Annotated in this window: 23 protein-coding genes; 1 reads left to right on the forward strand and 22 read right to left on the reverse strand. The window is 60.0% G+C overall.

Annotation, left to right across the window (positions count from 1 at the left end; genetic code table 11):
• Positions 1 to 25 precede the first annotated feature (25 nt).
• From GMET_RS11550 to miaB, 6 genes are all read right to left on the reverse strand, one after another.
• Entirely contained in the window at positions 26 to 511 is a 486-nt protein-coding gene (locus GMET_RS11550; RefSeq protein ID WP_004514507.1) for a ferritin-like domain-containing protein, read from the reverse strand.
• A gap of 125 nt (positions 512 to 636) precedes the next feature.
• On the reverse strand, positions 637 to 2199 hold the full coding sequence (gene guaA, locus GMET_RS11555) for a glutamine-hydrolyzing GMP synthase (protein WP_004514506.1): 1563 nt from the start codon (positions 2197 to 2199) through the stop codon (positions 637 to 639).
• A complete protein-coding gene (guaB, locus tag GMET_RS11560; protein WP_004514505.1) occupies positions 2196 to 3671 on the reverse strand; it encodes an IMP dehydrogenase in 1476 nt (491 codons plus the stop codon). Before guaB ends, guaA begins: the two co-directional genes overlap by 4 nt.
• Before the next feature lie 147 nt (positions 3672 to 3818).
• Positions 3819 to 4889 carry a M42 family metallopeptidase gene (locus GMET_RS11565; RefSeq protein ID WP_004514504.1) on the reverse strand — a complete coding sequence of 357 codons (1071 nt, stop codon included), beginning with the start codon at positions 4887 to 4889 and terminating at the stop codon, positions 3819 to 3821.
• A gap of 50 nt (positions 4890 to 4939) precedes the next feature.
• The gene (locus GMET_RS11570; RefSeq protein WP_004514503.1) at positions 4940 to 5440 is read right to left on the reverse strand and encodes a bifunctional nuclease family protein; all 501 of its coding nucleotides are present in this window, start codon (positions 5438 to 5440) and stop codon (positions 4940 to 4942) included.
• Between the two features lie 15 nt (positions 5441 to 5455).
• Positions 5456 to 6781 (reverse strand): tRNA (N6-isopentenyl adenosine(37)-C2)-methylthiotransferase MiaB, encoded by a 1326-nt coding sequence (gene miaB, locus GMET_RS11575; RefSeq protein WP_004514502.1) that lies wholly within the window; start codon positions 6779 to 6781, stop codon positions 5456 to 5458.
• A gap of 273 nt (positions 6782 to 7054) precedes the next feature.
• On the opposite strand from miaB, the gene rpsT reads away from it, so the two are divergent.
• Positions 7055 to 7318 carry a 30S ribosomal protein S20 gene (gene rpsT, locus GMET_RS11580; protein WP_004514501.1) on the forward strand — a complete coding sequence of 88 codons (264 nt, stop codon included), beginning with the start codon at positions 7055 to 7057 and terminating at the stop codon, positions 7316 to 7318.
• Positions 7319 to 7426: 108 nt separating this feature from the next.
• Here the strand turns inward: rpsT and holA are convergent, their stop codons facing one another.
• The 16 genes from holA to GMET_RS11660 form a co-directional block, all read right to left on the reverse strand.
• Entirely contained in the window at positions 7427 to 8431 is a 1005-nt protein-coding gene (holA, locus tag GMET_RS11585; RefSeq protein ID WP_004514500.1) for a DNA polymerase III subunit delta, read from the reverse strand.
• 36 nt (positions 8432 to 8467) lie between these two features.
• Positions 8468 to 8995: an LptE family protein gene (lptE, locus tag GMET_RS11590; protein ID WP_004514499.1), complete on the reverse strand. Its 528-nt coding sequence runs from the start codon at positions 8993 to 8995 to the stop codon at positions 8468 to 8470.
• Between the two features lie 7 nt (positions 8996 to 9002).
• Complete coding sequence (gene leuS, locus GMET_RS11595) at positions 9003 to 11477, reverse strand: leucine--tRNA ligase (RefSeq protein WP_004514498.1); 2475 nt, start codon at positions 11475 to 11477, stop codon at positions 9003 to 9005.
• Positions 11478 to 11617: 140 nt separating this feature from the next.
• Positions 11618 to 13747: a cytochrome c3 family protein gene (locus GMET_RS11600; RefSeq protein WP_004514497.1), complete on the reverse strand. Its 2130-nt coding sequence runs from the start codon at positions 13745 to 13747 to the stop codon at positions 11618 to 11620.
• A gap of 18 nt (positions 13748 to 13765) precedes the next feature.
• A complete protein-coding gene (locus GMET_RS11605; protein WP_004514496.1) occupies positions 13766 to 14143 on the reverse strand; it encodes a response regulator in 378 nt (125 codons plus the stop codon).
• A gap of 25 nt (positions 14144 to 14168) precedes the next feature.
• Positions 14169 to 15002, reverse strand: a complete 834-nt coding sequence (locus tag GMET_RS11610) for a GAF domain-containing protein (RefSeq protein ID WP_004514495.1) — start codon at positions 15000 to 15002, stop codon at positions 14169 to 14171.
• A gap of 64 nt (positions 15003 to 15066) precedes the next feature.
• Positions 15067 to 16149 carry a protein-glutamate methylesterase/protein-glutamine glutaminase gene (locus tag GMET_RS11615; protein WP_004514494.1) on the reverse strand — a complete coding sequence of 361 codons (1083 nt, stop codon included), beginning with the start codon at positions 16147 to 16149 and terminating at the stop codon, positions 15067 to 15069.
• Positions 16146 to 17021, reverse strand: a complete 876-nt coding sequence (locus GMET_RS11620; RefSeq protein WP_011366039.1) for a CheR family methyltransferase — start codon at positions 17019 to 17021, stop codon at positions 16146 to 16148. The genes GMET_RS11615 and GMET_RS11620 overlap by 4 nt, the downstream gene beginning before the upstream one ends.
• Positions 17021 to 19021 (reverse strand): HEAT repeat domain-containing protein, encoded by a 2001-nt coding sequence (locus tag GMET_RS11625; RefSeq protein WP_004513314.1) that lies wholly within the window; start codon positions 19019 to 19021, stop codon positions 17021 to 17023. The genes GMET_RS11620 and GMET_RS11625 overlap by 1 nt, the downstream gene beginning before the upstream one ends.
• Before the next feature lie 65 nt (positions 19022 to 19086).
• A complete protein-coding gene (locus tag GMET_RS11630; RefSeq protein ID WP_100206464.1) occupies positions 19087 to 19578 on the reverse strand; it encodes a chemotaxis protein CheW in 492 nt (163 codons plus the stop codon).
• Between the two features lie 54 nt (positions 19579 to 19632).
• Positions 19633 to 20004 carry a response regulator transcription factor gene (locus GMET_RS11635; protein WP_004513312.1) on the reverse strand — a complete coding sequence of 124 codons (372 nt, stop codon included), beginning with the start codon at positions 20002 to 20004 and terminating at the stop codon, positions 19633 to 19635.
• A 38-nt stretch (positions 20005 to 20042) separates the two neighbouring features.
• Positions 20043 to 20759: a chemotaxis protein CheW gene (locus GMET_RS11640; protein ID WP_004513311.1), complete on the reverse strand. Its 717-nt coding sequence runs from the start codon at positions 20757 to 20759 to the stop codon at positions 20043 to 20045.
• Between the two features lie 19 nt (positions 20760 to 20778).
• Entirely contained in the window at positions 20779 to 21582 is an 804-nt protein-coding gene (locus GMET_RS11645; RefSeq protein WP_004513310.1) for an ExeA family protein, read from the reverse strand.
• Complete coding sequence (locus GMET_RS11650; RefSeq protein ID WP_004513309.1) at positions 21583 to 23655, reverse strand: chemotaxis protein CheA; 2073 nt, start codon at positions 23653 to 23655, stop codon at positions 21583 to 21585.
• A 9-nt stretch (positions 23656 to 23664) separates the two neighbouring features.
• Positions 23665 to 24030 carry a response regulator gene (locus GMET_RS11655; protein ID WP_004513308.1) on the reverse strand — a complete coding sequence of 122 codons (366 nt, stop codon included), beginning with the start codon at positions 24028 to 24030 and terminating at the stop codon, positions 23665 to 23667.
• Entirely contained in the window at positions 24027 to 25211 is a 1185-nt protein-coding gene (locus tag GMET_RS11660) for a DUF4388 domain-containing protein (RefSeq protein ID WP_004513307.1), read from the reverse strand. The genes GMET_RS11655 and GMET_RS11660 overlap by 4 nt, the downstream gene beginning before the upstream one ends.
• Positions 25212 to 25250: the final 39 nt, after the last annotated feature.

Below are 25250 nucleotides of genomic sequence, written 5' to 3' on the forward strand. Positions count from 1 at the left end.
CGCGCGGGCTGGGAAATTGTTCGTTTCAGTATTCCTTCAGGTTGCTGAACTCTCCCCACGCAAGATAGGTCTTCGGATTTTCCACGAACGAGTAAATATTTTCCACGATGCTCAGGTGTCGCCGTTCCTCATCGGCCAGCTTCTTCAACAGAGCGCGGGTCTCCTCGTTGTCAGCCTTGCCAGCAAGTTCCTCGTAGAATTTGATGCTTGCCTCCTCTTCCCTCACCACGTGCTGGTATCCGTCAGGATCCTTCAGCAGTTCAGACACCAGGTCACGCTTGCCGAGGAGCGGTTTGAAGGCGCATGCAGCCTCGTCGAGGGCCTTGAATTCCGCCTTTGCCGGATCAATATTACCCAGCATGGACAAGAGGGTAGCATGGTGCTCCTTTTCCGCCGCCGCCAGCATACTGAAAATGCGCTGCAACTCATCAACAGAAGAAGCCGCCGCCAGTTGTATGTAATGTGCAGCAGCCTCCTCCTCCATCTTGAGCGCACAGTCGATAACGTTCATACACAAGCCCCCTTTCCCTGGTTTGATTTACTCTCTCTACTGAAATAATACCAAATCACTCCGTATTTTCAGGTGGGTCCGAAAAAAAGAAAAAGGCGCCGTTCGGCGCCCTTTCTGAAATGAATCTATTCCCACTCTATGGTAGCGGGAGGCTTGCTGGAGATGTCGTACACCACCCGATTGACCCCCTTCACCTCGTTGATGATCCTGCTCGATATGCGGGCCATGTCCTCGTAGGGAAGCGGATACCACCCTGCGGTCATGAAGTCCTTGGTCTCCACGGCCCGCAGCGCCACCACGTACTCGTAGGTGCGACCGTCACCCATGACCCCGACGCTCTTAACCGGCAGGAAGACGGCGAAAGCCTGACTGATCTTGTCGTAGTGGCCGGCAGCGTAAAGCTCCTCGATGTAGATGGCGTCGGCCCGGCGGAGGATGTCGGCGTACTCCTTCTTCACCTCGCCAAGGATCCTGACCCCAAGCCCCGGCCCCGGGAAGGGATGGCGCCATACCATCTGATGGGGAAGCCCCAGCTCCTCGCCGATGGCCCGGACCTCATCCTTGAAGAGCTCCCGCAGGGGCTCCAGGAGCTTCAGCTTCATGTAGTCGGGGAGTCCCCCCACGTTGTGGTGGCTCTTGATGTTGTGGGCCTTGCCGGTCTTGGCTCCGGCGCTCTCGATGACGTCGGGGTAGATGGTCCCTTGGGCAAGCCAGCGGGCGTCGGTGATCTTATTCGACTCTTCCTCGAAGATATCCACGAAGAGTTTGCCGATGATCTTGCGTTTTTTCTCCGGGTCGCTCTCGCCGGCCAGGGCCGTGAGAAAGCGATCCTCGGCGTCCACCCGTATCACCTTGACTCCGAGATTCTCGGCAAAGGTGGCCATCACCTGGTCCCCCTCGCTGAGGCGCAACAGGCCGTTGTCCACGAAAACACAGGTGAGCTGGTCGCCGATGGCGCGATGGATCAGGGCTGCGGCCACCGACGAGTCGACTCCGCCCGAAAGGCCGAGGATCACCCGGTCATTCCCCACCTGGGCGCGGATACGGCTGACGGCATCATCGATAATGTGTCCCGGCGTCCACTGGCCACTGCAACCGCAGATCTTCCGGACAAAGGTATCGATGAGGAGTTCCCCCCGAGGGGTATGGTTAACTTCCGGGTGAAACTGGACACCATAGAGATTGCGGGCAAGATCCTGGATGGCGCAGACCGGCGCGTTGGCCGTCTCCCCCACCACCTGAAACCCTGCGGGAACCAGAGACACATGGTCGCCATGGCTCATCCAGACCGGGCTTTTCCCTTCCACGAAAAAGCCATCGAAGAGGGGGCCGGGAGTCCCCACAGCCAGGAGGTCAGCGTGGCCGAACTCCCGTTTCCCGGCCGGCACCACCTGGCCGCCAAAGTGGCGGCTCATGAGCTGCATGCCGTAGCAGATGCCAAGGACCGGCACTCCCAGCTCGAAAAGAGCCTCCTCCACCGCCGGGGCCCCTTCCTCATACACCGACTTGGGGCCGCCGGAGAGGATGATCCCCCGCGGGGCAAAGGCGCGGATCGCCGCCAGGTCCATATCGAAGGGATGGAGTTCGCAGTAGACGTGGGCCTCCCGCACTCGCCGGGCGATGAGTTGGGTGTACTGTGAACCGAAGTCCAGGATCAGGATTTTCTCGCTGTGGATATCACTGCTCATCGTACGTTCTCAACCCGGTAGTTGGGAGCTTCCTTGGTAATCATGACGTCGTGGACGTGGGACTCCTTGAGCCCGGCGCCGGTGATCCGGATGAAGCGCCCCTTCTGCTGGAGTTCGCTGACGGTGTGGCAGCCGGTGTAGCCCATGCCGGCCCTGAGCCCCCCCATGAGCTGGTGGACGTTGGCACCCAGCGGTCCACGCAGGGGAACCATCCCCTCAATCCCTTCGGGAACCAGCTTCACCTCGCTCTCCACGTCGCTCTGGAAGTAGCGGTCCTTACTCCCCTCCTTCATGGCGCCGATGGAGCCCATGCCGCGGTAGCTCTTGTAGGCGCGGCCCTGATAGAGGATGGTGTCGCCGGGGGACTCCTCGGTGCCGGCGAAGAGCGACCCGATCATGATGACGTCGGCGCCGGCGGCCACTGCCTTGGTGACGTCGCCGGAGTATTTGACCCCGCCATCGGCGATGAGGGGGATGTCGTATTTGCGGGCGACTTTTGCGCATTGGGCGATGGCGCTGATCTGGGGCACGCCGACCCCGGCCACCACGCGGGTGGTGCAGATGGAGCCGGGACCGATCCCCACCTTGATGGCGTCGACCCCTGCCTTGATGAGAGCCTCGGCGGCCTCGGCAGTGGCGATGTTGCCGGCGATGAGTTCAACCCCCGGAAACGCTGACTTCAAGGAGCGTATTGCGTCCAGAACCCCCTGGGAATGACCGTGGGCCGTGTCGATGGCAATCACATCAACACCGGCCTTCACGAGGGCATCGGCACGGACCAGCATGTCAGCGGTCGGACCGACGGCAGCGCCGACCCGCAGGCGCCCCAGGCCGTCCTTGCAGGCATTGGGGTATTTCCTGACCTTCTCGATATCCTTGATGGTGATGAGCCCCTTGAGGTTCTTATCGTCGTCCACAACCAGGAGTTTCTCCACCCGGGTCTGCTTCAGATGCTCCTTGGCCTCTTCGAGGGTGGTGCCCACCGCCACGGTCACGAGCCGCTTCTTGGTCATGCGGGCGGATATGGGAAGGTTCAGATCCGTCTCGAAACGGAGGTCGCGGTTGGTGAGGATGCCGACCAGCTTCCCCTTGGCGTTGGTAACCGGAACCCCGGAGATCCGGTACTTCTCCATGATGGCCAGGGCCTCGTGGATCTTCTGGTTGGGGCGCATGGTGATGGGGTCCACGATCATGCCCGATTCGCTTTTCTTGACCTTGTCCACCTCCATGGCCTGTTCCTCGATGGTGAGGTTCTTGTGGATGATGCCGATTCCCCCCTCGCGGGCCATGCAGATGGCGGTCCGGGCCTCGGTGACCGTATCCATGGCAGCGGAAACGAGCGGAATATTGAGGTGGATATTTCGGGTCAGGCGGGTATTGAGGGAGACATCGCGGGGGAGAACTTGAGAATGGGCAGGGACGAGCAGAACGTCGTCGAAGGTCAGGCCTTCCTGAATCGTTTCGTCTAACATCGCGGACTCCTTTGTGGTGGGTCTCAAAGTATTAACCGAAAAAGATAGTCGAGGCAAAAAGGTGAGTCAAGTTAAAAGGGGTTAAAATCAAAGAGAAAATCAGGGAGGGCTCGAAGAGAAAAACCGTTTCACTCCGAGCCCTCTTCGTCAGCGCAGAATGAACGCCTCTTTTTTCCCCATACCCGGCAGCGCAGCGACGATAAGTCGAACGGCGTTCTCCAGATCGGAGAGGGAGATGACCTCCACCGGCGTGTGCATGTAGCGGAGCGGCAGCTTCACCAGGGCTGTGGCAACGCCACCCCGGGATATCTGCATCACGTTGGCGTCGGTACCTGTGGCCCGGGCAATGCCGGTGTACTGGACCGCAATCCCCTCCCGATCCGCCGTGGCCGAGAGGAGGTCAAAGAGGGGGTGGTTGATGTTGGCCCCCCGGGGGAGAATCGGCCCTTTGCCGAGCTTCACCTCGCCGTTGTGCTTCTTCTCCACGTCGGGCTGATCCGTGGCAAAATCCACCTCCACGCAGATCCCCACATGGGGGTTAACGCTGTAGGAGCTGGTGGTGCCGCCGCGGAGCCCGATTTCCTCCTGCACGGACGAGACACCGTAGAGGTCCACCGGAAGCTTCACCCCCGATTCGGCCACGGTTCGGAGCACCTCGGCCACCACGAAGCTCCCGGCTTTGTCATCAAAGGCCCGGGAAGCGACCCGGTCCCCCAGGAGCGACTCGAAGCCGACGGCGAAGGTAACCGGATCGCCGACCCGTACGGCCTCCTGGGCATCATTCTTGTCGGCCGCGCCGATGTCGATGTACTGGGCGTCAAGGCGGACCACCTTTTTCCGGTCCTCTTCATCCATGAGGTGGATCGGCTTCTTGCCGATGACGCCCGCCACCTCTCCCTTGGCCGTGTGGATGCGGACTCGCTTCCCCGGCGTCAGATGGGCATCCACCCCGCCGATGGGAGCGAAGAAGATGAAACCGTTGTCGTCGATGTACTTCACCTGGAAGCCGATCTCGTCCGAGTGCCCCACGATCATGACCCGCGGAAGGTCTTCACCCTCGCCGCGGATGAGGCCGAACACGTTCCCCATGACATCGGTGGTCACTTCGGCAAAGGGGGCGATGTAATCGCGAAAGACCCGCTGGGCCGGCTGTTCGTAGCCGGAGGGGCTTGGGGCTTCGACCAGCTGTTTGAAAAAATCGAGGGACTCCTGACGCATTGATGGCTCCTCTCCAAAATCTGTCACGACGGGGCTGTCGCCCCATCAATTCACATGGGATATTTGCCGAGATCGGCGGGATCGAGGTTTTCGAGAAAATCCACAAAGCGGCGCGCATCGGCGTCGGTGAAGCGTTCGTCGGTGTCACCGTTGCTCTTTGCAATCTTGTTGAGTAGGTGGTCCGCCACCATGACCGGCAGGGAGTGCTTGAGGGCCAACACCAGGGCCTCGGGGATCCGCACCGGGAGCAGCACCGTCTCGCCGTCCAGCAAAACCCCCACTGAAGCGTCGAAGAGGCCGTCCTTCATGTCCTCGATGACAATCTCCGCCACTTCTGCGTCCAAATGACCGAGCAGCGCCGAGAGGAGATCCTTGCGGTCGCTCTTGGCCGCGGCGTCATGGCGGACGAGTTCGGCCACGATGTACAGGGTGTCGCTGCTGTTGATCCAGATGGGGATGGTATTCGCCTCATCGGCATCCTTGAGGAGGACGACCGGCCTCTGGGCGATGGAGTCGAGGGCAAAGCCGTGGATGTTCATCTTCAGGTACATGGGTGCTCCGTTTTCTTATTGAAAAACTGCGAGTTCGCCCAGGAGCGAATTCGGGTAGCCGCGAGTGATGCGCACGTCGACGAGGGAACCTGCGAGGGAGGGATTGCCGGCAAAGTTCACGATCAGGTTGCCGTCGGTGCGGCCGTAGAGCTGGTCTCCCCGCTTGCTCATCCCTTCCACGAGGACCGCCTGGCAGGTGCCGACAAAGCCGGCATGCCTCTCAATGGTCATGTCCCGCTGGAGCCCCTGAACCCGTTCCAGGCGCTCCGTGGTCTCCTTGCGCATAATCCTGTCGCCGAGGGACGCGGCGGCGGTCTCGGGGCGGGGGGAATAGGCAAAGGAAAAGATGTCGGTATAGCGGACCTCCTCCATGAGGGAGAGGGTCTGGAGAAAATCGGCCTCCGTCTCACCGGGGAAGCCGACGATGATGTCCCCGGTTATGAGGATCTCCGGGCGAGCCGCCCTGAGCGCTGCCACCTTTTCCAGGTATTCCTGCCGCGTATAGCCCCTGTTCATGCGTGCCAGAATCGAATCGCTCCCCGCCTGGGCCGGCAGATGGATGTGTCCGCAGAGCTTGGGAAGCTCGGCGAAGCAGGCAATGAGCTCCGGTGAGATATCCTTCGGGTGGGAGGTGGTGAAGCGGATCCGCTCCAGGCCGTCGATGGCCGAAATTTCCCGCAGGAGCCCCGCAAAACTCAGCTCACCCGGCGTCTTCAGCCCGTAGGAGTTGACATTCTGGCCCAGAAGCGTCACCTCCCGCACGCCACCAGCCACGGCGCTGCGAATCTCTCCGATGATCTCGACGGAACGGCGGCTGATCTCTCTTCCCCGCACGTAAGGGACGATGCAGTAGGAGCAGAAGTTGTCGCACCCCTGCATGACCGTCACGAAGCGGGTTACGCCCCCCCCTTCGTCGGCTTGCGGGAACAAGTCGAGCCTTGCCTCGTTGTCGATGAAATCCACCGCGGCCCTGCGCTCTCCCTGCTCCGCGGCCCTGACCATCTCCGGCAAAAGATGGAGGTTGTGCGTTCCGAAGACGAGATCGAGCCACGGCACCCGCTTCAGGAGCCGTTCCCCCTCCTGCTGCGCCACGCACCCCCCCACGCCCAGAAGCAACCGTCTGTCACGCTTAAGCTTCCGAAAGCGGCCCAGGTAGCTGTAGACCTTGTGCTCGGCCTTTGCCCGCACGCTGCAGGTGTTCACAATAATCAGGTCCGCCTCCGATGAATCGGGAGTCTGGGAGTACCCCTCCCCCCTCAGGAGCGACGCCACCTTCTCGGAATCGCTCACGTTCATCTGGCAACCAAAGGTTTCGATATACAGAAGTTTTTCGCCGGTCACGGGTCCTCTTTCCTGCGGATAATTCGATAGATATTACGAAATTACGCCGCGTCCCGTCAACTGCGTATTTGCCGTATACCGCACAAGCGGGATAAAGTCCGGCAATGGCTTCCAGCACCCAATATGTGCGGGACGAAGATTGCCCCATATCCCCTTCTCTCTTGCCACCATAGGCCACGAGATTTTTAGCTTGACTTGCCACTCCATTCAATGCTAACTAATTGACTTTCAAAATTATCTGAATCCACTCGTAATACATACTGGAGGTGTAGTTTGGCTCATCACAAGTCGGCCCTGAAAAGAATCAAGCAAAACAAGAGAAAGCAGTTCAGAAACAAGTCCATCCGCTCCGGTCTGCGGACTTTCATAAAGAATGTGCGTGAGGCAGTCGAGGCCAAGGATGCAGCCAAGGCCAAAGAAGCCCTCCAGGCAGCGATCCCGGTCATCGACAAGGCGGCCACCAAGGGGATCATCCACGCCAATGCCGCATCCCGCAACGTTTCCCGTCTCACCAAACTGGTGAATACCCTCGGGTAACCATTTTTTCTATATGCACTACTAAAAGGGACTCCCGACAGGGGTCCCTTTTTCTGTGACGCTGCACGGTCAAATGCCTTGCTGCATGAGATAATTTCCTCCCTCTTGCTACCGGGAGCCCATCCCACAGACGTCCATCACAAGCTTTTCCAAAGTCAGGGTCGGCCGTTTCGCCCCTCCCCCCTTCAAGGCAAGGTCGGTAGCATAGAGGCCCTCAAAAACTTTTTTCAATTCTGAGGCGGAAAAGTTCCGCGCCTGTGCCATGACTCCCTTGATGAAGTAGGGATTGATCCCGGCAAGGCGGGAAATGTCCTGCTGGGGGACTTTCTGCGCCATCAGATCACGCACTCGCCAGAGCTGCCGAAAGTGCCGCGCGATCATGGCTAGAAGCATAAGCGGCGCCTCCCCGTCCCTGAGTATGGTGGCCAGGCTTCGGAGCGCCTTTACCACGTTTCGCTCCCCGAGGGCATTCGTAAGATCGAAAACACTCTCCACCTTCGTGTCGGAGACAATTCCCCGCACATCCTCCACAGAGATCGTCTCACGCTGCCCCACGTACAGGGCTACTTTTTCCAACTGGGTGGAGAGTTCGCCCAGGTTGTTCCCCACCAGATAGACCAGCATCTCGGCCGCCGCCGGTTCGACCCGCTTGCCGAGCCCCTTTGCCTCCTCACGGATGAAGGCGCCAAGCTGATTCTCATAGGGGCGCTTGCACTCCACAAGCTCCCCCTTCTTCTTCATCTCCTGGAAAAACTTCTTCCGCTGGTCCACCTTCTCCCCCATGAAGACGAGACAGGTGGTTGGCGGAGGGTCGGCGACACAGGAGGCGAGAATCTCCAGGGCGGCAGCGGAGAGATCTCCGGCCCGCTTCACGAGGACCATCCGTCGATCGGCGAACATGGGGAGCGTCTGGGCAACCGAGGCAACCTCGTCCCCCTTGCACTCGTTGCCGTAGAAGACATCCAGATTGAAATCGCGGAAATCGGGGGGGACAGCACTATCCATGAGCCGCTTCACGGCCCGTTCCATGAGGTGCGGCTCGTCCCCATGGAAATAATAAAGGGGAGAAATCTCTCCCCGGTCCAAGGCTTTATTGAATTCGTCGATTTTCATGGGCTCGAAGAAGTCGGAACAGGGACTCCATGGACATCAGAAATCTTCCGTAAGGTGAATATAGACTTCCCGCGCCATCTTGCGGCAGATCTCCCGAATCGCGGCATCCTCGCTGTTCTGCTGGACAACCAGATCGGTCAGGGCGGGAAAATCCTGAGTAGACGTGATGACACCCTTCCAGACCACCTGGCCGGTGTCGTTCCGACGCAGCGCTACCTCCGCAGTAACCGTGGCGCGGTATTCCTTCACCTCGTCCTTGGCGGTATAGGAGGCGTGGGAGGTGCCATAGGTGAGGACAGTTCCCGAGAGAACGAGATCGCCTCCTCTCTCCACAAGCCGGGTACCCTCCCTCTTGGCCAACTCATCTACGATAATATCGGTAAGGGTTGCTTCGATGTTTGGCCTGAAGCTCCGGTTGGTAAAGATGGAAACCTGCAGGGTCTTGCCTTCGAGCTCAGCCCCGCCCCGCGCCGGTCTCATGATGTGGTAGCCGCACCCGGCAATAACCAGCATGGTCACGATTGCCACCACAAGACGCACAATGCTCCCCTTCAGGGTCGACATAGACCCGTCACCCCACCACGATGTTGAGAAGCTTACCCGGCACATAAATCGCCTTCCTGAGCTGCTTCCCTTCTATCCACGGCTTCACCTTCTCGTCGGCGAAGGCAGCGGCCTTGACCTGCTCCTCGGTAGCGTCAGTGGCAACCGTCACCTTGCCACGGAGCTTGCCGTTCACCTGGACCACGATGAGGAATTCCTCGTCCACAGCGGCTGACGGATCAAAGGAGGGCCAACCGGCCGCCTCCACCCCTCCTTGGTGGCCAAGGGCCTCCCAGAGTTCCTCCGTCACATGGGGAACAAAGGGGGAAAGCATGATGACGACACTCTCGATGGCTTCCGTGAGGACCGGCCCGTTTTCCGGCGCATTCTTGGGCTCGAAGGCGTAGATGGCGTTCACCAGTTCCATGATCGCGGCAATGGCGGTGTTGAAGTGGAACCGCTCGTCGATATCGTCGGTGACCTTGCGGATTGTTTTGTGGACGGCACGGCGGAGCCCCCGGGCATCGTCGGAGAGGGAAGCCGAATCAACGGCTCCCCCCTTACCGACAAAGGGGAGAAGATCGCAGACAAGACGCCAGACCCGGCTGAGGAAGCGGTAACTCCCGTCGACCCCCTGGTCACTCCAGTCCAGATCCTTCTCCGGCGGCGCGGCAAAGAGGGAGAAAAGTCGTGCCGTGTCGGCCCCGTACCGGTTAATGAGGGCATCGGGATCCACCACGTTCCCCTTGGACTTGCTCATCTTGGCGCCGTCCTTGATGACCATCCCCTGGGTGAGGAGGTTCGTGAACGGCTCGTCAACGGTCACATACCCCAAATCCCGCAGGGCCTTGGTAAAGAAGCGGGCGTAGAGGAGATGGAGCACCGCGTGCTCGATGCCGCCGATGTACTGGTCAACGGACATCCAGTACTCGGCCCGGGCCTTGTCGATGGGGCCGGCGGCGAAATCGGGGCAGCAGTAGCGGAGGAAGTACCAGGAGGACTGGACGAAAGTGTCCATGGTATCGGTCTCCCGGCGCGCCATCTGGCCGCACTGGGGGCAGGGAACATTCACGAAGGAGTCGAGCTTCTTGAGGGGGCTCCCCCCCTCTCCGGTGAACTCCACATCCATGGGGAGCACCACTGGCAGGTCCTTTTCCGGCACCGGCACCACGCCGCAGATATCGCAGTAGATGACCGGGATCGGGTTCCCCCAGTAGCGCTGGCGGGAGATGCCCCAGTCCCGCAGCCGGAAGTTGACGGTCTTGGTGCCGATCCCCTCCTTTGCCAGGTAATCGGCGATCTTCTCCTTCGCCTCGTCGCTCCGCAGTCCGTCAAAGGTGCCAGAGTTGACCATCGTCCCCACCTCGGTGTAGGCGGTGGCCATTGCGGCGGGATCGAGGGTTTCGCCCTCCGGTTGGATGACTACCTGGAGCGGCAGATCGTACTTCCTTGCAAACTCGAAGTCGCGCTGGTCATGGGTCGGCACGGCCATGACCGCGCCGGTGCCGTAGTCGAGAAGGACGAAGTTGGCAAGAAAGACCGGCATCCGCCGGTTGGTCACCGGGTTGATGCAGTAGGAGCCCGTAAAGACCCCCTCCTTCTCGAAGTCCTCGGCGGTCCGCTTGATCTTGTCGGTCTTCTTCACCTTGTCGATGAAGGCCTCAACCTCGGCCCGGCGGTCAGGGGTTGTCAGCTCCAGGGCCATGGGGTGCTCGGGGGCCAGGGACATGAAGGTTGCGCCGTAGAGAGTGTCCTGGCGGGTGGTGAACACCTTTATCTTGGCGAGGCTCCCCTCCACGGGAAAATCGATTTCGCAGCCGTAGCTCTTGCCGATCCAGTTGCGCTGCATAGTCAGCACCCGCTCGGGCCAGCCGGGGAGCTTCTCGGTATACTCCAGAAGTTCCTCGGCGTAGTCGGTGATCCGGAAGAACCACTGCTCCAGCTCCTTCTGGGTCACCTCGCTGTCGCAGCGCCAGCAGGCTCCGTCCTCCACCTGCTCGTTGGCCAGAACCGTCTCGCACTTGGGGCACCAGTTGACGTAGGAGGTCTTCTTGTAGGCTAGCCCCTTCTCATACATCTCAAGGAACACCTTCTGTTCCCACTTGTAGTAGTCAAGGTCACAGGTGGCCAGCTCCCGGTCCCAATCATACGAAAGACCCATCTTCTTGAGCTGGCTCCGCATGTAGGCGATGTTCTCGTAGGTCCACTTGGCCGGGTGGCTCTTATGCTGAATGGCTGCATTCTCCGCCGGCATGCCGAACGCGTCCCACCCCATGGGATGGAGGACATTGAAGCCGCGCAGCCGCTTGAAGCGACCCACCACGTCGCCGATGGAGTAGTTGCGCACGTGCCCCATGTGGATGCGCCCCGAAGGATAGGGGAACATTTCGAGGAGATAGTACTTGGGCTTGGAAGGATCTTCTGTGACCTTGTAGGTCTTATTCTCCTCCCAGATTTTCTGCCACTTCTCTTCGACGTTTCGGGGGATGTATTTCTCTTCCACGACGTGCTACCTCCGGTTGGCGGGTCAGTAAGGGATTAAAATCAAAGGTTTGTTTTTAGCATAAAAACGCCGGCCATGCAAACATGTTCACAGGGCCGGCGGGGGCGACGAAAGGTGATGGAGGCTGGTTCAGGGATGCATCAATAGAGCCTCTGGTGACACTTCTCGCAGTGGATGGGATCCTTAACACTGAAGGCCATGCTGAAACCGTGGCAGGCGCCGCACGACTGTCCCTGCTCCATCTCCTTCATGGTATGGGATTTCCTCCCGGCGCCGGCCACGATAATCTTGCTGTGGCAGTCAACGCAACCGTATCCCTTGGCGGAGTGGGATTTATGGCTGAAGAGGACGCTCCCCACATCGCCGGGAAGCTCGTACTTGATCCCCTTGGTGGCCGGATGGCACTTCTCGCAGGCACCGGCGACGCCAAAGGCACTCTTGCCGTCATGGCAGGCGCCGCACGATTTGCCCTTCTCCATGTCGGCCATGGTCCAGCGCCGGTTCTCGGAATCAGGCTTAAAGAGGGCATCGTGGCAGTCGGCGCACGAATAGGCGTTGAGGTGGAAGGTATGGCTGAAGAGAGCGCCCGGTTCCTTGAAGGAGATCTCCTTCACCGGATGGCATTTGGTACAGTTATCCTTCACGGTGAAGGCGCTTTTCCCATCGTGGCAGGCGCCGCACGAGCCCCCTTTCTCCATGTCGGCCATGGTGTGGCGCCTGGCCGATGCGCCGGCTCCGAAGATCCCGTTATGGCAATCGGTGCAGCCATGGAGGCCTGCGTGGAACGTGTGGCTGAAGCGGGTGACTCCCGTCTGGCGGACCGGAATCGCCACCTCCACGGTGGAGGTATGGCAGGTGCCGCACGATCCCTTGACGGTGAAGGCGATCGAGCCGTCATGGCAGGCGCCACAGGAATTGCCCTGCTCCATCTGCGCCATGGTCCAGCGCTTGTTTCCGGGACCGGAGAGGAAGAGCCCGTTATGGCAGTCGCTGCAGGTTTGGGATTCCAGGTGCTTCACGTGGGGGAAACGGGCATCGTGGGGAAGGATCACATCCCGCAGGGGATGGCATTTGCCACAGTTGGCGGCAGTAGTGGCGGCAAAGGCGGTCTTGCCGTCATGGCAGGCGCCGCACGATTTTCCCTGCCCCATCTCGGCCATGGTGAAGCTCTTGCGCCCCGCACCGGCGGTGAAGATGCCGTTGTGACAGTCTCCGCAGCCATACATCTGGCGGTGGAAATCGTGCCGGAAGGCAACCGTGCCGGCAGCCCCCGTCTTGAAGCTCACATTCCGCGTCTTCACGTGGCAGCGGTCACAGTTGCCCCGGACGCCGAAGACGGTCTTGTCCTCGTGGCAGACCCCGCAGGAGAGTCCCTTCTCCATTTCGGCCATGGTGTAGCGGCGGCTGTTGACGCCACCGACGAAGATACCGCTGTGGCAGCTGCCACACCCCAGCAGAGCTGTATGGATCTTATGGCTGAAGAATGCATCGCTTTTCGCGAAGGTCACATCCCTGACAGCCGTATGACACCGGCCGCAGTCCCCCTTGACCGAGAAGGCGGTACTGCCGTTGTGACAACCGCCGCACGACTGCTGGGTCTCCATCTCCAGCATGGTGTAGCGCTTGCTTTTGGGGCCGGCCACAAAGAGCTTGCTGTGGCAGTCGCCACAGACATGGCCGAATCCCAAGTGGGCAGCGTGGCTGAAGGTGGCGTCGGCAGCAAAAGGGATATCCCGCACCGTGTGGCACTTGGTGCAGTCCCCCTTGACCGAGAAGGCGGTTTTGCCGTCGTGGCAGGCACCGCACGAACGTCCCCCTTCCATCTCCTTCATGGTAATGTGGGGGTTATCGGTACGGGCGCCGAAGATGGCGTTGTGGCAGTCGGCGCAACCGTAGGCGCCGAGCCCCAGGTGGAATTTGTGACTAAAAATGACGGCGCCGAAATTGGGGATATCGACCGGCACCTCCTTTGTCACGTGGCAGCGGGTGCACTCGCCGAGGGCGAAGGCTCGCTTCGCATTGTGGCAGGCGCCGCAGGACTTGCCCGCCTCCATCTCCTTCATGGTCACCGGCGCCGACTTGGTGCCGATCGTGAAGATCTTGTTGTGGCAGAGGGTGCAGTTGTTGCCGAGGGCCTTCAGGTGGACGGGATGGCTGAAGTTAATGGCACCGGCGGTGTCGGTCTTGAAGGTAACAACCTGGTAATCCTTGGCAAAGAGGAGCACCGGCAGAAGGAGGAGCAGCATGGCGGGAATGAACAGGCGTTTCACGGGAACTCCGAACAATTTTTAGCCGATTCGTAGCAATTCCCTTGCCACGGCAAGGATTTTGCCGGCCTGAATCGGTTTCGTGAGATAGTCGTTGGCCCCGAGGGCAAGGCCGCGCTGGCGGTCCTCGGCAGCCCCCTCGGTGGTAATGATCACGACAGGGATGTGCCTCAGGGACGGATCGTTGCGGACAAGGCTCACGAGCTTCAGGCCATCCATGATCGGCATATTGATATCGGTAAATATCAAGTCAAAACTATCCCCTCCCAGCTTTTTCAGGGCATCAACGCCGTCGGTCGCCTCCACCAGCGCAACGCCAGGGAGCCGCCGCAGCGTGAAGGAGATAAGCTGCCGCATGGTGGGCGAGTCTTCTACGACAAGTATCCTCTTATCGGACATAGTCATGGATCTCCGGTGCAATAGGCTACTTCGTCAGGAGATTGATGAATCCCTGCATGGTGGAGCGCTTGCGCTCCGAATCCGAGTAAAGCCTGGAACTGAATATGGCGGTTGCCGCATGGCCGGCAAGGAGTGTGAACAGTTCATAGTCCACCGGCACAAAGGCTTTTTTCTGGATCAGGAGCTTGTAAATGACGATGACTCCGATCACTTGATCCTTGATCTTGAGGGGTATGCAGACCATGGGATTCGAGAGGTCTCGCACGTATCCCGCCGGATCCTCGAGGAAGTGGCTCTCGCCGGTAGCGGCGATGGCCCCGATGGTCCCCTCGCCGGGCCGCACCTTCGGCACATCATCAAGGGAAATGCCCTCGGCGGCAACGGCGCCCAGCAGGCCGGCCTTCTCGTCGATGAGCATGACGGCGAATTCCTCGGCCCCGATCAGGTTGATGATGATCTCGGTGATGACCTTGAGAACGTCATCAAAATCGAGAATGGAGTGGAGTTGGTAGCTGGCTATGTAGAGGTTTGCCAGATTGTTGTTTTCCTCTTCGATTTCCACATAGCGGGTGGCGAAATCATTGTTCTCAGCCTCAATCTGCCTGATGCGGCCGAGAATCTCGTCCTTCTCCCGCTCCAACTCCTCGATGCGGGCGGCGAGAAGCCGGTTTTCCTCGACAAGGGAAGCCGGAGCCCCTCCCTTGCGCTGGTGTTCCTCCAGCTGAAAAATCCGATATCGAAGCCGCTCGTTCTCCTTGAGGAGATCCTGGGTAAATTCCGCGCCCTTCTTGAAGAGCTGGAGGAATTCGTCGGCCCGCACATGCATCCCTTTTTCATCACTCTTGTCATCCATCGACATGACTTGCTCCCAGCACCACACTTGTTTATACGGCGCGGCGGTTACGCAGCGGACCCTCGGCCTGCTAATCAAGGTCGGTGGCCACTCCGCAACGCATACGGATTTCCCGCGCAATCAGATCGAGGGGTACCACCTTATCAACCACACCCGTGGCGATGGCCTCCCTCGGCATTCCAAACACCACTGCCGAACTCTCGGCTTCGGCAAGGGCTTGTCCTCCCGCGCCTTTGATGGCCCGCACCCCCCGGCTCCCATCGTTCCCCATGCCCGTAAGCACTACGCCAAGGGTCCGCGGTCCAAAGACTTCCGCACAGGAGGCAAGCATGGCGTCGACCGATGGGATGTAGCGATCCTCGGGAGATGGTTTGCGCACCCTCACCACCACTGAGCCGGAACTCTTCTCGAACACCATGTTGTGGCCGCCGGGAGCAATCAGCACCCGCCCCGGCCACACCGTATCGCCGTCGGCCGCTTCCTTGACCTCGAAAACGGAGAGGCGGTTGAGGCGCTCCGCGAAGGTTCGCGTGAAACCGGCGGGCATGTGTTGAGAAATAACGATCGCCAGGGGAAGGGCCTCGCGGAACGAAGAGAGAATCCGCTGGATGGCGGGGGGGCCGCCGGTGGAAGAACCGATGGCCACCACATCGAGACGGCACGGCACCACACGTCGCGGCTCCGCTTCCGCCTTTTTCGGGGCGACAGGAGGGGGAGCCAAAACCTCCACTTTCTCACGGCGGATGATCTCCTTCATGTTCAGGGAAAAGACGCCCCGCACCTTCTGCTGGATATCGTCGGTTATGGTAAGGAGTTCCTCGGAAATCCCCTGGCTCGGCTTGGCGACGAAATCGACCGCTCCCAGTTCAAGAGCCTTGAAGACCTTCTCGTCATCACTCTTGGCGCTGATCACAATGACCGGTGTCGGACAGTACCCCATGATGATCCGCAGGAGAGTGAAGCCGTCCATCTTGGGCATCTCGAGGTCAAGGGTCACGAGGTCGGGCTTCAGATCAATGACTTTTCTGATCCCCTCCTCGCCGTCGTTGGCGTATCCCGCCACCACCACCTCGGGCATGCTTTCAAGCATTTTGATAATGGCCCGCCGGTTGAAGGCGGAATCGTCGATGACGACAACCCTGATTTTTCTCATAATCCACCCCCTGCCCCGCCCGGGAAGGGCTTCTGGTAGACCATGTCGTTCTTGAAGTGTTTAAGGGTGAAGGCCGTGGAGATATTCATGAGCGATTCGGAGTGACCCAGGAGGAGATATCCCCCTTCGTGCAGGGTCCGGTAAAAGGAGTCAATCACCTTCCGCCGTGCCAGCTGGTCGAAGTAGATGATGACGTTGCGGCAGTATATCACGTCCATGCAGCCCAGCAGCGCGATGCGGTTCGCGTCGAGGAGGTTCAGGTGGCTTATGGTGACCAGTTCCCTCACCTTGTCGTTCACCCGGTACATTCCGTCCTGTTCGGTGAAGTAGCGACGGATGTAGCTGTCGTCGGTCACCCGGAAGGAAGACTTGCCGTAGAGACCCTTGCGGGCCTGCTGAATCACCCGCTGACAGATGTCGGTGCCGATAATTTCCACCTGCCAGCCGGCGAAACCGCCCATTTCCAGAAGGAGCATGGCGATTGTGTAAGGCTCTTCACCGCTGGAGCAGCCGGCGCTCCAGATGCGGAGCGTCCGGTCGCCGCTCTTCATTTTCATCGCGCGCAGAGCGGGAATGATCTCGTCGGTAAACGCCTTGAGCTGGAACGCCTCGCGGAAGAAGTAGGTCTCGTTGGTGGTGAGGAGATCCATGATATCCGAGAGTTCCTGGTCCCTGTTCCGGTTATACTTGAGGAAGTGGTAGTAGTCCCTGAACCCTGCGAAATGGTGAAACTGCAGACGCTTGGAGAGGCGCTTTTCCAGCAGGTAGGTTGCATCGCTATCAAAGTAGAGGCCACAATGATTGTAGATGAGATCCCGAATCAGGCGGAACTCCTCATCGGATAGCGGTATTTCCGGTTCCAGGGTGAACATTACCGCCACCTTCCGAGAAGGTCCCGGAGCTCACCCCGTACGAGTTCGTCCTGCTCGGCTTCCAGAGCCTTGCGCAGGTGCTCGGCCGCTCCCTCGCCGAGAAGATGCGCCATGGCACGGGCAGTGGCACACCGCACGTCCCAGTGGGGGTGTCGGAGAAGGCTGTCCCGGTACTCGTCAATCCAGGAGGAACCGCTGCGGGAGAGGATGTCGATGGCAGATTTCACCACCTCCTCGTCACTGCTCTCAAGGCCCCTTCTCACGAGCAGAAGTGCCCGGTCGTCCCCAAGACCGGCCAAGGCTTCGAGCGCAGTGATAAGCACGACCCCATCCGCCTTGCCCAACAGATCCTCGATGGCATCAAGCGCCCGCTCGCCGCCCATCTTGCCGAGGCTCCTGAGGGCAGCGCAGCGGACCCACGGATCTTCATCGTTGAGCGAAAGGATCAGAGAGTCCACGCTCCCCTCACCCTGCATCTCACCGAGTCCCGTAGCGGCGGCGATCCGCACATCAGGGTCCTCGTCCACCAGCGCCATGACCAGGTTCCCGAGGCATTCGGGAAGGCGCAGGCCCGCAAGAGCGGTCACAGCACTACGCCTCACAAGGGGGCTCTCATCCTTCACCAGAAGGGCAAGGCGCTCCGGATCGGCCAGAGCCGCGAATATCCGCGCGGCATCCTGTCGGTTATCGGGGTTGGGCGACGTGGAAAGAGTCCTGGCGATGGCAGCCACCTTCTCCCGGCCGGTGGGGGCAAGACGCACAAGAGCATCCACGGCCCCCTTGCGCACGTCTTGCTCGCTGTCGTCAAGCAGCACTCGAATCTGATCCAGCAACCCGGTAAGGCCGATCTTACCTGCAGCCACCACAGCGGCATTGCGGACCGAGTACCGGTTACTCGCCATGGCCTCGCCAAGATACGGCGCCGCACCACCAAAGCCCATTTCTCCCCACAGATAAATGATGAAGGTTTTTTCCTCATCATCGGCTTTGGAGAAAGCTGCAAGCAATGCGGCCATCCCACCCTCTCCCATAATCCGGAAACCCTGGAGACACGTGCGCCGAAGCCGCTCGTCGCGGCATCCCTCCAGAAGGGGCAGGGCCGCACGCTCATCACCGATAAGCGCCAGAATCCCCACAAGTGACTCTCTCACCTGCCGATCGGTGGTATCAAGGGATGCGATGAGATCATCCACGCACGGTTTCCCCCTGAAACCCGTGAGATGGTCATCAACCTCCCGTGCGTACACCGCGGGGAGTCTCCCCCTGAGGCGCGCCAGGGCGCAGGCCGCCGCTTCACGGACTGCCCGGACACGGTCCTGGAGCCCCTCCAGGATTACAGGTACGGCATCACGGTCTCCCACTGCGCCAAGGCACTCTATGACGGGACGCTTCAGGAGAGGATCCGCTACAAGGGGAGCAAACACCGGGATGGGAACCGGTTCCCCAATCCGGGTAAGGGCGCCGAGAACCGAAAAGCGGAACCAGACATCACCCGTTGCCAGGGCCTCAACCAGAGGCGCAACCGCGCGAGGGTCGCCGATCTTGCCGAGATTCTCCGCCGCTGCGGCAGAAACGTTGGCATCGGGATCCTGCAGTGCTTCCACGAGGGATGGGATGGATGAACGGTCGCCGATGCTGCCGAGGATGTCGGCGACAAATTTCCGTACGTCATGATCAGGGTCTTTGAGGTGGTCAAGGAGAAGCGGCACACTCCGGGATTCCAGGCGCTCCAGGGCCTCCACCGCCGAGTTCCGGAGCCCGGCGTTGTCGGAGGATGCAAGCAGGCCGATGAGCCCGTTCAGGGTTGAGTCATCAAGGGGCACGGTGAGAAGCGTGTTGACCGCCTCCTTGCGTACCCGCCAGCTCCCGTCCCCCATGGCTGAAAAAAAGAGTTCACGACTCCTGGCGAGAGGATGGCGACCCAGGCCGATGACGGCCTGTCGACGCTCCTCGTCGTCGGCACCAGTAAGTTGAGTACGTATGTGTTCAAGATCGCCCACTGACGGTCTCCTTGTCGAACTGTCAGGATTCCCGCACACACTGCGGGTATCCTCTTTTTCCGGAATTATCGGGCGGGAGTTGCGCCCGATGCCCGTGAGAAGCCGGCGAGAGCCGATGTTTCACGGCTGTTCAGAATAGTGTCAAGATTGAGAAGCATGATGAGGCTGTCGCGGACAAGACAGACGCCGATCAGGTACTCGGTGCTGATCCCCTCGGCCACATGGGGAGGGGGCTTGATGTCATGGGCTTGGACCGTAACGACCTCGGTGACGTCGTCCACGACGAGCCCCACGAGTTGGCGGGACACGGTTACCACCAAAAGCCGTGATTCCTCCAGCGGAGCGCGTTCAGGAAGCTCGAACCGCTTGCGCAGATCCATAACCGGAATGACCGTGCCGCGAAGATTGATTACCCCTTCCACAAAGGACGGTGTCCTGGGTAGCTTCGTCAGGTGCTGAGGCTTGAGGATTTCCTTGATCCTCATGATGTCAGCGGCAAAATTCGCATCACCCAGACGGAAACAGGCAAGCTGAATTTCCTGGATGTCGGTTTCCATCATCATCCCCCCTGGGGCAGCACATTTAAATGGTTTCTGTCTGGCTCCCTCCCGTTAAGGAGAGAGGAGATCCTGAATTATCTCAATGATCTTTGCCGACTTGAACGGTTTGGTGACGTAGGCCGACGCGCCCGCCGCCATCCCTCGCGCGCAGTCCTGCTCGCTCTTCTTGGCCGTAAGCATCACGACGGGAGTGTGTGCCGTTTCGGGATTCTGCTTGATGCGCCGGCAGACCTCAAAGCCATCTATCTCCGGAAGCATGATGTCGAGGATGACCAGATCGGGCCTGGTCAAGCCGACCTGTTCAAGGGCGGCCACCCCGTCGGTGGCACCCACCACTTCATACCCCCTGGACGTGAGGAGAATGCTTTCAAGCTTGAGAAGGCTTTCCTCATCCTCGACGATCAGAATTTTTTTCTTCGTCATGTCTGGACCCTTTCGCGCCATTAAAATGGGGCACGATTTCAGAGCAGCAACACGTCAAGAACCTTTTCCATTGCGAGCATAATGACGATCTTTCCGTCATGGCGTCCGATACCGGAGACAAATTCACGATCTATGCCATCGAGAACCGCAGGGGGCTGTTCCACGGTGTCTGCAGCAATCCGAACCACCTGGGTCACCTCGTCCACAAGAATACCACAGAGACCATCACCTTTCTTCACCACGATGATGCGCTCTTTCCCTCCCCCTTCTTCCCGGCACAGGCCAAGGCGCTCCCGGAGGGCGAATACGGGGATAATGATGCCGCGCAACGAGAGCACACCGGCGATGAAGGGGGGTGCATGGGGAACCTCCGTTGTCTCCCGGGGCTTGATGATCTCCTTCAGTTCCATGATGTCGATGCCGTAAATCTCGTCGGCAACCCTGAAGCAAAGAATTTCGAGGGAAGACGAAGCTTGGACCGGGAGGTCGGCATCGTCTTCAACAGGGAGAACCTCATCAACAAGGGCAGACTTCCGCCCTTCGAGGATAACGGTCAAGGGGTCGCGAACAACCGGCGGAGCAAAGCTGGCCTGGATGATCTCATCCTGGGGAAAGGACTCGTCATAGTGGCCATCATCGGTCTCCTCCAGCGGAGGAGCGGAGGGGGTAACCGGTGATTGCGCAGCCTGGGGTTCCTCGCGTCGCCCTTCGCGTTCCCTTTGGGCCTTTTTCCTGATTTCGGCTATATCCATCATGGCAGTCGATCCTTTGACCTCAGTAGAGGCTCGCTTCGTCACGCAACTCTTCCACCAGCGATGCATCGATCCAGGCAGAGTCCTTCCCGAACCCCACCAACAGCGCATTGGTCGCCAGGATGTTGATCTTGCGCGGCACCCCGCCCGACAACTCGTAAATCCTCCGGATGGCATCCGGAGAGAAGAGCCCCTGGGGTCCGCCGGCCACCTCCACCCGGAAGTCCACATACTCGAGGGTTTCCTCAAGGCTCAGGGGCTGGAGGTGGTAGTGCATGGCAATCCGCTGCCGCAGGGCTTCATGGGCCGGCTCGGACAGTATCTGCCGCAGCTCCGGCTGCCCCATGAGAATAACACTCATGAGGTTGCGGTCGTCCAGCTGAAAGTTGGTCAGGAGCCTGATCTCGTCGAACACCTCCTGGTCGGGGATCAGCTGGGCCTCGTCAATGATGATGACCGGGCAGCGCTTCTCCCCCTCGAGCCGGTAAACCGCCTCGGTGAGCTGCCGCAGGAGTTCGTCCTTGGCCGCGGCCGGCTCAGCGATGCCGAGACTGCGGGCCACCGTGCGGAGGAATTCCACGGCCGAGAGTCGCGGGTTGACGATGAAACAGAAACAGCCGTCATTCCCCACGGCGTCCATGAGCGCCCGGGAGATGGTGGTCTTGCCGCAGCCGATGTCGCCAGTGAGGAGCGCCAGTTCCCGCTCCTCCACCGCATACTGGAGCCGTGCCAGGGCTTCCCGGTGTCCCCGCGACAGAAAGAGGTAGCGCGGGTCCGGGGTCTTCGAGAACGGCTTTTCGGTCAGACCGTAGAACTCCCTGTACATCTACCCTCCGCTCCGGAACGCCTCGCCGATGATCCCCCCCACGTCGAGCACGAGGATCGTCCGCTGGTCCCCCAGGTCCGCCGCTCCGGTGATCCCCCGGTACCCCTTGAACATGTCCCCCAGGGATTTGATGACAATATCCTGCTGCCCCATGAGATCGTCGACAATGACCCCGAGCCGTTTCTCCGCCACCCCCACCACCACCACGTAGAACTCGGCGGAATCCGGTTTTGTGCGCGGGACGCCGAAAAAGCGCTCCAGCCGCACGAGCGGCAGGGTCGTTTGCCTGAGCTGGTAGACCTCCTTGCGCTCCACGGTATCGATGTCATTCTCGGTGACGATGATCGTTTCAAGCACCGACGTGATCGGGAGGGCGTAGGTGCGCCCGGCGGTGGAAACCAGCAGCGCCTTGATGATGGCCAGGGTGATGGGAAGGGTGATGATGACCTTGCTCCCCTGGCCGAAGATGCTCTCGATGTCCACCATCCCCGAGACGGCGGCGATGTTGTTTTTCACCACATCCATGCCGACGCCGCGGCCCGACAGCTCGCTCACCTTGTCGGCGGTGGAAAAGCCGGGGAGAAAGATGAAATCGAGGGCCTCCCGGTCGGATACCCCTTCCAAGGTCTTGATGAGCCCCTTTTCCAGGGCCTTCTTCTTCACCTTTTCGATATTGAACCCGTGCCCGTCGTCCGACACTTCGATGACGACGTGGTTTCCCTTCTGGTAGGAGGAGAGACGGATGGTTCCCCGCTCGGGCTTGCCGGCGGCCACCCGCTCTTCCGTGGTCTCCAGTCCATGGTCGATGGCGTTGCGGATGATGTGAACCATGGGGTCGGCGATATCCTCGATGATGAGCTTGTCCAGCTCAGTGTCCGCGCCAAAGGTCTTGAGGTCGACCTTTTTCCCCTGTTCCCGGGAGACCTTCCGGACAATGCGGGCCATCTTCTCGAAAAGTTGCCCAACCGGGATCATCCGGATCTCCATGACCCCCTTCTGCAGTTCCGTGAGCTTGCGGTCGAGCCCCTTGGCCGCCTTGCCCAGCTCGATGGCCAGGGACGAGAACCCTTCGAGTCTCATGCGTGTCGCCAGCATCGAGATGATGGAATGGGAGAGGACCAGCTCGCCCACGATGTTCATGAGATCGTCCAGCTTGCCGATGTCGACCCGCACCGTCCGGCTCATGCTCTTGGCGGTCATGTCGTCGCCCTGGCCGACAGGAGCGGAGACCTCTGCCGGAGCCGAAGTCGGAACCGACGCCTGCGCTGTAGCGGGGATTGCCACGGCAACACCGGCCGCGATGGCCGAGGGTGGAGAGGCAGCCGCACCGATCCGGGTGACCTCGACATTATCCCGGTCAATGAGTCCGGTAACATCATCAAGCGCGAGGTCGGTGCCGTAGAGGATCTCGAAGTCGATCATCGACTCGGGAGTGGCACTGGCACTGGGGAGAGTACTCACCACCTCTCCAGACTTCTTCAGGACTTCCGTGATCTCCCCCAGATCCTGATCGAAGGACATGAGGTTGAAGGAGGCATGGATGGAGTAAATGGTCCGCCCCTTCTTCACATTCTCCAGCAGCCGGTGTTCCTCGTATTCGGTGAGGGAGTTGAGGACCTTCTCCGGCAGGCCGAGCTTCTGGAGGGGTGACTCGCCGCCACTCTCCTGGGCTGTGGCGCAGTCATTGAGCCGCTGAATCGCGTCGGCAATGGCGGAAGAGAAGTTTTCTCCGGTGCCGAGCCCCCGCACCACGGAACCGAGAAGTTCCATGGCATCGAAGAGGATGTTCATGGTGGCATTGGTGAGGGGTATTTTGCCGAGGCGAAGTGAATCGAGAAGGTTTTCCAGGTTATGGGAGAGCTGCTGGATGTCGGCGAAACCGAACATGCCGGCGAGCCCCTTGAGGGAGTGGGCGCCGCGGAAAATGGCATTGAGCAGGTCCGGATCACACTCCCCGCTGTCGGCGCAGTCGCCGAGGGTTCCCAAGTCGGTGCTCAGTCGATCGACAATCTCTTCGGCTTCGGCCAGGAAGTCTTCCACGGCCCTGCCGGACGTATCATTTGAATTTGCCATGGATAACCCTCAGGCCGTGTACTGTTTGATCAACTCCTGCAAACGCGCCGGATCGAACGGCTTCACCAGATATTCGTTGGCACCGAGAGCGAGCCCCTTTTCCCGGTCACGCTCGCTCCCTTCGGTGGATATGATGAAGAGTGGGATATGGCGGTAATTTTCACTTCCACGGACAAAGCTCACAAGCTCAAGCCCGTTGATGTCGGGCATATTGATATCGGTTATGATCAGGTCAACGGGTTCCCGAGGCAGAAGCCGAAGGGCTTCGAACCCGCTCGCCGCCTCGGAAACCAGATATCCGCCGAGGGACTCGATGGTCGCCACCAGAAGGGACCGCATGGTCGACGAGTCTTCCGCTATAAGGATTTTCTTCACGTTACACTCCGAAGTTTACTTTCCAGCAGCGCTTTTTCCATGACCAGCCCGGCTTGGGACAGAAAAATCTCCAGGGCCTCCGTCCCGACGATTGGCCTGCGCTCGGCCTGATTGTCACCGTAGAGGACAGCGATCACCTCTCCACCACTTACGATCGGCCCGAGGAAAACCTCGTGGGGAATCTCCACGCCGATACGGCCGAACAGATAACGATTCCATTCATTCGCTTCGGGACGGACCACTGCCGGGTGTTTCGCTTCAATAACCCCGCTGAACAGCGATGGCTCTCCTCTCGGTATGCGGAGCGACCTGATCCGCTCGTCGGCACCGCCTCCGCGGTCGTCGAGGCCAAACTGACCGAGCCCCACAACCTCTTCCTTCAGTACCCTGAAGATTACCGCCCGGTCCATGAACTCCGCGGCAAGCCGCAGGACCAGCAGGGTAATGCCGCATCCCAGCTCGGGATTGTGCAGCTCTTCGAGCATCCCCCGCAACAGGGTCATCCGGTCAGCGTGGCTGTAACCCTCCTCACCGGTCTTTGCCAGCTCCTCTCCCATTTCGAGACGAAGCTCCTCACCGATGTTGATGTGCCCCGGCGGCGGCGCAGGCACCACGGTACGCCCTTCAGGAGGCTGGGGAACCCGGAGGGGCTCCTCATCCCGGGGAATATCCCTTCTGCGGCGGTCCTGGTTCGCCTCCGCCATCAGGAGCCGGGGATTGAGCCCCTGTTCCAGCATGAACTGGAGGGGATCCATCCTGATGGTGCCGGCAGTGGCCACGTTGTCCTGGAGAATGAATTCGAATGTCCCTTCCACCCAGGCAAAGAGCGTATAGACTACCCGCTCCACCTGCTCCCGGGCCACATCTTCGACAACGGTGGCAGGCACGCCGAATCGTCGCACCAGGATCGATCCGAGCCGTTCCTGGAATCCCTCGCTTTCCTGGCATGCAAGGGCTGACCGCAGGGTTGCGAGATCGAGCTTCCCCTTGCGGATCAGGACCTCGCCGATATTCTCCAGGAGGGTGCTGGAGGTGGCCTGGATCACCTGACCGAGACGGAAGACGATGGTCCCTTCACGCCCCCGGCTCTTGATCCGCAGAATCCCCGACTTTGATGAAAGGCTGATGATCTGTAAGATCTCACCCAGCCCCAGATCTTCAAGACTCCCGACAAGGCTCATGGCATGAGAGGGTCAAAAACCCGGAAAACAGTGGTAGAA

This window comes from Geobacter metallireducens GS-15, assembly GCF_000012925.1.
In the GTDB taxonomy this organism is placed as follows: Bacteria; Desulfobacterota; Desulfuromonadia; order Geobacterales; family Geobacteraceae; genus Geobacter; species Geobacter metallireducens.